Raw genomic sequence first — 5,301 nt, 5'->3', positions numbered from 1 at the left:
GGCAGCCGGCCAGGCGGCAGCCGGCGTTTCCGGCAGCGGCGTGGTCGGCAACTCGGCCAGGGCGATCTGCCCCTGCTCGGTCCAGCGCAGCGGCGTGGCCGGCCAGCGCGCCGCCAGCGCCTCACGCTGGGCGGCCGAGAGGGCTTGCGCCTTGTTCAGGACCAGCAACCCGGCCTGCTCGAGCACCGCCGCCTGGCTGTCCGGCAGCGCCGCGCCGGTGGACAGTGCGGCGGCATCCAGCACCAGCACCAGCGGCTGCAGGTGCAGCACGCCTCGCCAGGGCACCGCCGCCAGCTGGCGCAGCAGCTCGGCCGGATGGCCGAGGCCGGACGGTTCGATGAACAGCCGCTGCGGCCGACTGCGGCGCAGCAAGCGCGCCAGACCGACCTGGAACGGCGCGCCGCTGACGCAGCACACACAGCCGCCGGCCACCTCGGCCAGGGCGATGCCGTCTTCGCCGGTTTCCAGCAAGGCGGCATCCAGGCCGATGGCGCCGAATTCGTTGATCAGTAGCGCCCAGCGTTCCTCGGCCGGCTTCTGGGCGAGCAACTGGCGCAGCAGGCTGGTCTTGCCGGCGCCCAGCGGGCCGGCAATCACATGGGTGGGGATCTGTTCGAGCATGGCGCTATGGTGCGCCTTCGCGCGGCGGACGTCAGCCGTCCCGTGGCGCCAGGCTCCCGCAATCCGCGCCGAGCCAGCGGGCATGGGATTCCAGGCGGCCATGGCCGGGTCGGGTGGTGTGCAGCGCAAAACGTCCGTCGAGGCGGGTGACGAACTCGCGCTCGCTGAGGAACTGCGTTTCACCCTCACCCTGGGCATCGCGGCAGTCGAAGGCGAAGCGCCACAGCCGCTCGCCGCGCTCGGTCAGCTGCGGGCGGCAGCCAGATCCCTGGGGCAGCACGAAGTCGGTGGTGCGCAGCCGGGCCTCGTCCAGGCACAGCTGCACCGCGCGCCCGGCCAGCTGCACGCCCTGGCGGGCCAACTGGTCCAGCAGCTGCTCGCGCTGCCCGCCGGAGAGGTGCTCCAAACCCACCAGCAGGCGGTCCAGGTCGGGCAACGACTGGCCGTCGACCTCCAGGTTGCGCGGGGTGAACTCCCACAGCCCCGGCAGCAGCTCCATGGCCTGCGCGGTCAGCGATGAGCACAACAGTGCACCTGCCAACGGCAGGCGAAGCGAAGGGGGCATGCGGCGATCCTTGCGTGATGGATGCCGCAAAGCCTAGTCCAGCCACCGGCAGGTGCCGGGGAGCCCTACTGTCCGCAGGGCCAGACTTCGACCGCGGGACGCTCGTGGCGCGGCGGGCCGAGCCAGTCGGCCAGCGGCCGGCAGGCGCCGGCCTGGCACAGCTGGTAGTCGCCGGCCTCGGGGGTGCGCCCCAGGCGCAGCTGCGGCAAGACCGGCAGCTGCGGATGGTACTGCCAGCTGCCGTCACGCAGCACGGCACCGTCCGGCACTTCCATGCCGGCGCCGGTGCCGCGGATGCGCGCCGCGTCGAGCCGCAAGCCCTGCGGCGTGACGCGGTAATCCTCTTCCCAGCGGATCTTCTCGATGGTGTGGGTCCAGGCCAGGGTGAACTCGGTGGTGGGCACTTCTGCCCACACCACCCCGGCCAGTCCCAGGCACAGACCGATCATGCGGCGATCGGCTGCGCCCGGCGCGCGCGCCACAGGTGCTGGGCGACCAGCAGGATGCCGAGGCCGAAGCCCAGCTGATCGCTGATCGGCAGCGCCAGCACCAGCGAGACGCCGGCGGCGAACGCGATCAGCCGTTCCCACCAGGCCAGCGGCCGGCTGATGAAGCCCACCACGGCGAAGCTCCACAGGCCAATGGCGAAGGCGCCCTTGACGAACATGTAGATAATCGCTGCCAGGCTGTCGCCCTGCATCATCAGCGCCGGGTCATAGACCGCCATGAAGGGCACCACGAAGCCGGCGGCAGCGATGCGCACCGCCCACAGGCTGATCTTGAAGCCGCTGGCCCGGGCAATCGGCGCGGCCGCGAAGCAGGCCAGCGCCACCGGCGGGGTCAGGTCGGCCATCAGCCCGAAATAGAACACGAACATGTGCGAGACGATCAGCGGCACGCCCAGGTCGAGCAGCGCCGGAGCGGCGATGGAGCTGGTGATGATGTAGTTGGGAATGGTCGGGATGCCCATGCCCAGCACCAGGCAGGTGATCATGGTCAGCACCAGCGACAGGAACAGGTTGTTCTGTCCGATCGCCAGGATGTAGCCGGCGAAGGTGGTGGCGATACCGGTCAGCGACACCACGCCGATGATCACCCCGACCAGGGCGCAGGCGATACCCACCGGCACCGCGTGACGCGCGCCTTCGGCCAGCGCGTGAACGCAGGTGCGCAGGGTTTCCCGGCCGCCCTTGACGAACCAGCAGGCCGCCACCAGCGCGGCGATCACCCCGAACACCACGCCGATGCCGAGCTTGAAGAAGCCGGCGCAGGCGATGCCCAGGGCGATCCAGAACAGGATGCGCAGCGTGTTGGACGAGACCCGCAGGATCAGGGCCGAGCCGAGGATGACGATGGCGGTCAGCGCCAGGCCGACGGTACCGGAGAACATCGGCGTGAAACCGGAAAAGAGCAGGTAGACCAGCACCACCAGCGGAATCAGCAGGTACCAGCGCTGCTTGACCGCGTCCAGCGCGCTCGGACATTCATCCTTGGGCAGGCCCTTGAGACCGGCGCGCTTGGCTTCCAGGTGCACCATCCAGAACACCGCGCCGAAGTACAGCAGCGCCGGCAGCAGCGCGGCCTTGGCCACCTCGACATAGGGCACGTTGATGGTTTCGGCCATGATGAAGGCGACCGCGCCCATCACCGGCGGCATCAGCTGGCTGCCCATGCTGGAGGTAGACTCCACGGCGCCGGCGAATTCCGGCTTGTAGCCGAAACGCTTCATCAGCGGGATGGTGAACTGGCCGGTGGTCACCACGTTGGCCACGCCGGAGCCGGTGATGGTGCCCATCAGCGCGGAGGACGCCACCGAGACCTTGGCCGGGCCGCCGGTCTTGTGGCCGAACATGCCCATGGCGAAGTCGGTGAACAGCTTGATCATCCCGGCCTGCTCCAGGAAGGCGCCGAACAGGATGAACAGGAAAATGTAGGTGGCCGACACATAGGTCGGGGTGCCGTAAAGGCCTTCGGTGCCGAAGGACAGCTGGTTGACGATCTGGTCGAAGCCGTAGCCACGGTGAGCCAGGTCGCCCGGCAGGTACTGGCCGAACAGACCGTAGGCCAGGAACAGCGTGCAGATCAGCGGCAGGGCGATACCCATCACACGCCGCGCGGCCTCGAACACCAGCACGATGAGCAACACGCCGACGGCCATGTCGGCAGGAGTCAGGTCACCGGAACGCTGAATCAGGTCGGCCTCGAAATGCCACTGGTAGAACGCCGTGGCCATGCCCGCCAGGCCGAGCAGCCAGGCCAGCGGTTGCCAGGGGCGGCTGGCGCCACGTGCCGGGTAGGACAGGAAGATCAGCAGCAGCAGGAAGGCCACGTGGCCGGAACGCAGCACCTGGGTGGACACCGGGTGGAAGGCGGCGGTGATGATCTGGTAGGCGGAAAACAGCAGGGCGACATAGAACAACGTCTTCGGCCACTGGCTGGGGCTGACGTTCAGCCCTTGTTGCTCGCTCATGGAAAACTCCCGGAGACGGCGTGGAATCTAATGGGACGACCAGTCCCCCGGCGGCTGCCGGGGGACTGGGATGGCGGGCGCAACGCGCGCCGGGGGCTCGCTTACTTCAGCACACCGACTTCACGGTAGTAGCGCTCGGCACCCGGGTGCAGCGGAATCGGCAGACCCTTGACCGCGTTTTCCAGGGTGATGCCCTTGGCCGCGGAGTGGGCGTTGCCCAGGCGCTCCAGGTTCTCGAAGGCCAGCTTGGTCATCTGGTAGGCGACTTCCTCGGAGACGTTCTCGTGGGTCACCAGCATGTTGGTGATCGAGGCGGTCATCACGTCCTTGTCCTGGCCGTCATAGGTGCCGGCCGGGATCGGGCGCGCCTGGTAGACCGGGCTGCCAATCTTCTCGACCACGTCCTTGGGGATTTCCACGAAGGTGGTCGGCATCATCGCCGCCAGGTCACGGATGGCCGCCATGCCCAGGCCGGAGGACTGCAGGGTGGCGTCCAGCTGACGGTTCTTGATCAGCTCGACCGACTCGGCGTAAGGCAGGAATTCCACGCGGCCCAGGTCTTCGTAGCTCAGGCCGGCGGCCTTGAAGATGGCGCGGGCGTTCAGCTCGGTGCCCGACTTGGGCGCCCCGACGGAGACACGCTTGCCCTTCAGGTCAGCCAGGGTCTTGATGCCGGATTCCTTGCTGGCCACCACCTGGATGTAGTTCGGGTAGATGGAGGCGATGGCGCGCAGCTTGTTCAGCGGCGCCTTGAAACCGGCGTCGGCATTGCCCTTCCAGGCGTCGTCCACCGAGTCGCCCAGCGAGAAGGCCAGCTCGCCGCGACCGGCCTGCAGCAGGTTGAGGTTTTCCACCGAGGCCTTGGTGGCCTGCACCGAGGTGCGGGCGCCGTCGATGCCGTTGCCGTACAGCTGGGACAGGGCCACGCCGATCGGGTAGTACACACCGCTGGTGCCACCGGTGAGTACGTTGATGAAGGTGGGTGCGGCGACGGCCGCGGTGCTGGCAGTGAAGGCGACAGCGGCCGCGAACAGGCCGAAGCGTTTGCTCATGCGCATGGATTGCAACTCCTTTTTTTATGGGCAGACCCCGCAAGGGGCGAAGCCGATCAACCCGACGGTCGAGGGGCTTGCCAATACCCTAGCAGGACCTGTGCCAGCGACATCGCAAGGGCTGACAAGCCCATGGGCCGCGCTCTGGCGAGCCATCGCCAGTTCCCCGCCGCCAGAGAACCAGCGGGAATCCGCCCATAGCCGACCCGACATCGGCAAGAATCCGCCTATTCCGGCTCCGAATCGCTGACCCCGGCCGGCAGATAACGGCTGCGCTGCAAGCCGTGACGCTGCATCTTTTCGTTGAGGGTGCGCCGCGGCAGCTGCAGCAGGGCCATCACCTCGGCGATGTTGCCCTGACAGCGTTGCAGTGCCTGGTGCAGGCACTGCGCCTCGAAGGCCTCCATCTGTGCGGCCAGCGACTGACTGACCGGCACCCGCGCCAGGCCCGGGCTGGCCAGGCCGAGCACATGGCGTTCCGCCGCGTTGATCAGCTCGCGCACGTTGCCCGGCCAGTCATGGGCCAGAAGCCGCGCCATGTCCGCCGGCTGCAGCGGCGGCACATAGGTCGGGGTGCCGTAAAGGCCTTCGGT

The 5,301-nt window shown here is 68.3% G+C and carries 6 protein-coding genes; all 6 read right to left on the bottom strand.

Annotated features, from left to right (window positions below):
• Positions 1–621: GTP-binding protein (locus AS93_RS0118030; protein ID WP_027591882.1), on the bottom strand; the 621-nt coding region annotated here is incomplete at its 3' end.
• 31 nt (positions 622–652) lie between these two features.
• Entirely contained in the window at positions 653–1,186 is a 534-nt protein-coding gene (locus AS93_RS0118025; RefSeq protein WP_027591881.1) for a DUF3617 domain-containing protein, read from the bottom strand.
• A gap of 65 nt (positions 1,187–1,251) precedes the next feature.
• On the bottom strand, positions 1,252–1,635 hold the full coding sequence (locus AS93_RS0118020) for a DUF1850 domain-containing protein (RefSeq protein ID WP_027591880.1): 384 nt from the start codon (positions 1,633–1,635) through the stop codon (positions 1,252–1,254).
• Positions 1,632–3,656, bottom strand: coding sequence for a TRAP transporter permease (locus AS93_RS0118015; RefSeq protein ID WP_027591879.1), 2,025 nt, complete (start codon positions 3,654–3,656; stop codon positions 1,632–1,634). Before AS93_RS0118015 ends, AS93_RS0118020 begins: the two co-directional genes overlap by 4 nt.
• Positions 3,657–3,757: 101 nt before the next feature.
• Positions 3,758–4,714 carry a TAXI family TRAP transporter solute-binding subunit gene (locus AS93_RS0118010; RefSeq protein ID WP_027591878.1) on the bottom strand — a complete coding sequence of 319 codons (957 nt, stop codon included), beginning with the start codon at positions 4,712–4,714 and terminating at the stop codon, positions 3,758–3,760.
• A gap of 221 nt (positions 4,715–4,935) precedes the next feature.
• The coding region (locus tag AS93_RS19790; RefSeq protein WP_037010054.1) for a helix-turn-helix domain-containing protein at positions 4,936–5,301 on the bottom strand (366 nt) is incomplete at its 5' end.

The organism is Pseudomonas sp. RL, assembly GCF_000647775.1.
Taxonomy (GTDB): domain Bacteria; phylum Pseudomonadota; class Gammaproteobacteria; order Pseudomonadales; family Pseudomonadaceae; genus Serpens; species Serpens flexibilis.
Note: the sequence above shows the minus strand (reverse complement) of the source record. Positions and strands in the feature narration are given on the sequence as shown.

Coding starts and splice junctions, on each gene's coding strand:
- AS93_RS0118025 (WP_027591881.1), bottom strand. CDS start 1,186: ATGCCCCCTTCGCTTCGCCTGCCGTTGGCAGGTGCACTGTTGTGCTCA.
- AS93_RS0118020 (WP_027591880.1), bottom strand. CDS start 1,635: ATGATCGGTCTGTGCCTGGGACTGGCCGGGGTGGTGTGGGCAGAAGTG.
- AS93_RS0118015 (WP_027591879.1), bottom strand. CDS start 3,656: ATGAGCGAGCAACAAGGGCTGAACGTCAGCCCCAGCCAGTGGCCGAAG.
- AS93_RS0118010 (WP_027591878.1), bottom strand. CDS start 4,714: ATGCGCATGAGCAAACGCTTCGGCCTGTTCGCGGCCGCTGTCGCCTTC.